1 protein-coding gene is annotated in these 353 nt (G+C 65.4%); it reads left to right on the forward strand.

Annotated elements, in window-relative coordinates; all coding sequences use genetic code 11:
- Nucleotides 1-353 (forward strand): GDP-mannose 4,6-dehydratase (locus EN859_RS36090; RefSeq protein WP_135913666.1); only part of this gene is annotated, 353 nt, incomplete at both ends.

A 353-nucleotide genomic window follows, 5' to 3' on the forward strand; every position in this document is an offset into this window, starting at 1 on the left:
GCAAGATCACGCGCGCCGTAGCCGCGATCCATCACGGACTGCAGAACACGCTTTACCTCGGCAACATCGATGCCATGCGCGATTGGGGGCATGCGCGCGACTATGTCGAGGGCATGTGGCGTATACTCCAGCACGACGAGCCGGACGATTTCGTGCTGGCGACGGGCGAGGGGCATTCGGTGCGCGAGGTCGTCGAGCTGGCTTTCGCCGAGACCGGCAGGACCATTCGCTGGCAGGGCGCAGGCGTCGACGAGATTGGTATCGACGCGGCCTCAGGATCGGTGCTGGTGCGCATCGACCCGCGCTATTTCCGCCCGACCGAGGTGGACACGCTGCTCGGTGACGCCTCCAAG

Origin of the sequence: Mesorhizobium sp. M00.F.Ca.ET.216.01.1.1, from assembly GCF_004010325.2 — a bacterium.
Lineage (GTDB): Bacteria > Pseudomonadota > Alphaproteobacteria > Rhizobiales > Rhizobiaceae > Mesorhizobium.